Here is a 2,621-nt window from a genome sequence, read left to right on the forward strand (position 1 = left end):
GGTCCAGTTAAGGATTTATCTAATGGCATTTTTGAAAACCACGATATATGGATTGAAAGGCACTTTGGTAAGGAACCTATTGAAGTTTTCCGTGAAATTGAAGATGAATGTAAAAAACACATGGATTTAAGCATTAAGACTGTTTTCACGTACCCTAAAAGGTTTTCCACTTATGATAACCTTAAGGAACTTAAATCAAAAATCAGAGAAGGTATTGTTGCAGATTTAAAATTTGAAGAGCAGTTAATTCCAGGCGATATAGAACAATATCAAAAGGAGAATGGTCAAATAATACCACTTTGCGGGGGGTTTGGAGTTGTAATGGCTTTAGATAGAACAGGTCAAATTCCTGAAATAGCTAAAAAGTGGGTTGACAGATATAGTAGTCCACAATACATAAAAAAATTAGATGATGGACTGTTTACCGGCAAGAGTGGGGTTGCTTCTATTTTGTATGATTTAGATTATAAAAGCTTATCTAAAAAGTACTTTGATGAGATTAACCCTAATGATTTGGGCATGGATATATCAATGCAATCAGGTCTTGCTGGTCCATTTCTAATGCTCTATAAGCTTGTTCCAAATACTTATCTTCTTTTGTTATGGTATAAAGTCTAGTGAAAAATAATGAGGGGCCCGACCATCCCTCTATTAGTCCTACAGAAGTATAATTTATATTATTATTAGAACAACTATCTAATAGTTGTTCCAATTTATTTGCACAAATAATGGCCTTTTCGCTAAGATAATTTAAACCTGGTCGTGTAGATGCCGTTATTAATGCCAAACCAACACCAGCAAGACCTGATTGCATTGATATATCCACCGAATTCAGACAAACTCCGAATGCCAGTGATTTATCTACAAACAGAAACACCTTCACTGCGTGACACGGTTCCTTCTTTGCCACAAAGCTTGGAAAATGTCGTCTTAAAAGCAACTGCTAAAAATGTGCAACATCGTTATCAATCTGCTGACGAAATACATAAAAGAACGCTTGAAAAATGAAGAATCCGTAATATTTGTTGTTAAGAACAATCAAAAATATGTGGGGTTCACACAGCTATATCCCGTTTTTTCGTCAATCTCGATGAAAAAATCGTGGATATTGAATGATATGTTTGTTGATTTAGAAGCTCGAAAACTAGGAATTGGACAAGTCCTTTTACAGAAGGCAAGAGCTTATGCTCTTAAAACAGATGCAAAAAGTATTGTGTTGGAGACAGCACCAGATAATTTTGCTGCTCAAAAATTATATGAAAAAAACGGATATATACGAGATACACAATTTTACCATTACGAATTAAGTTTAATTTAATACGATTTTTCAGTTAAATGTGGATCGGGTATCCAAAATCTCCGCAAACTATGAGGAAATACCGAAGAACACTCATACTAAAACACTTTGAATGGTATAAATCTTGTGCAGGTCGTCAGTAGTTGCAGATTTAAAAATAGTCGAGATGTTTTTACGGATTATCTTCTGTTTCTTTATCAAAAGTAAAGAGGGTCACTACACAAAAGATAAGAGCTATAACGGGAATAAAGCCGTATTGCGGTCCAACAATGAATGCAATTCCACCAAGAATCATTCCGATAAGTCCATATGGATTTTGTGTCGGAATTATATAGATATCTTCTTTTTCATTATCAGAGATGCCTTCCATTTTATCTCCCCATAAATCAAATGTTTTCATTCTGTTAAGAAAATCAATTGTTTTTTTAAATGTTTTCATATATTTCACCCTAACTGGATTAGACTACAGCACGAATTGGCTTGATAACAGTATAATTTCCTATAATCAAAGTATTTTCTAACGCTACACCGAAAAGTTCCTATTCTAATTCCTTTCTTTTAGCTAACTAGAAAGTTTTAATTTCTTTTTCGATTCAGAGGATACCAGTTAATAATTTTTTTCAAGTAAACGATTTTGACTCCTTTTGGACAGTAATTCTACCAAAGTAAAAGGCTGATGATGTTTTAAATTATGATTATTATTCCTGTTTTTAGCGGTGTATCTAGTATTTTAGTTTAGTAAAATTATAATACAGCATGTTATTTAAAGTTCGTTACTAAAAATAAAAAAGAGCGATGCCAGTAGAAGATGAGACTAGTAAAATCAACGATTTAAATGTATTTTTTAAAAATTTCAGTTTGTTCGTTTTTTTATTAAAAGTAAATGGATTATAAGTATTAATATTACATAAATACCAATAAATAACATTAATATTTCCTGCTTTTCTTGAACCGTTCCATTAAGGGAATTTTAGTAAAGACTGGACCTGATGTAAAAAGAAAAAGCTAATTATGTTAGCCACCATATTCTTTAGAGGCAAGTAGTAAAACCATAAAGCGCCACAGATGAAAAGAATAAAGTTTCGCTAATAAACTTTATTCAGTATGTTTAAGACATCATTAATGTTTGCATGATTCTTTTTCATTTGAGCACCTCTCTTTCAATACGGTAATAATATAGCTATCAATCCCCACATTATTACCATAACAAAAATATCCAATTTTTTATACTAAAAGTGAAATATTTAGATATCCTCTTACATACAAACTTGAATGTAACATAACTCCACTTTAGTTACATTCACCACCGCGAAATTCTTAATCT

Annotated in this window: 3 protein-coding genes; 2 read left to right on the plus strand and 1 reads right to left on the minus strand. The window is 32.0% G+C overall.

Going from position 1 to position 2,621, the window contains the following annotated elements; genetic code table 11:
• Together ABZ924_RS38390 and ABZ924_RS38395 are read left to right on the plus strand one after the other, a co-directional pair.
• On the plus strand, positions 1-618 hold a 618-nt coding region (locus tag ABZ924_RS38390; protein ID WP_361920359.1), incomplete at its 5' end, for a hypothetical protein.
• A gap of 331 nt (positions 619-949) precedes the next feature.
• Positions 950-1,318 carry a GNAT family N-acetyltransferase gene (locus ABZ924_RS38395; RefSeq protein ID WP_361920361.1) on the plus strand — a complete coding sequence of 123 codons (369 nt, stop codon included), beginning with the start codon at positions 950-952 and terminating at the stop codon, positions 1,316-1,318.
• 151 nt (positions 1,319-1,469) lie between these two features.
• Here ABZ924_RS38395 and ABZ924_RS38400 read toward each other — a convergent pair whose 3' ends face one another.
• On the minus strand, positions 1,470-1,736 hold the full coding sequence (locus tag ABZ924_RS38400) for a hypothetical protein (RefSeq protein ID WP_361920363.1): 267 nt from the start codon (positions 1,734-1,736) through the stop codon (positions 1,470-1,472).
• Positions 1,737-2,621 lie beyond the last annotated feature (885 nt).

Origin of the sequence: Streptomyces sp. NPDC046876, from assembly GCF_040645035.1 — a bacterium.
Taxonomy (GTDB): Bacteria; Actinomycetota; Actinomycetes; order Streptomycetales; family Streptomycetaceae; genus Streptomyces.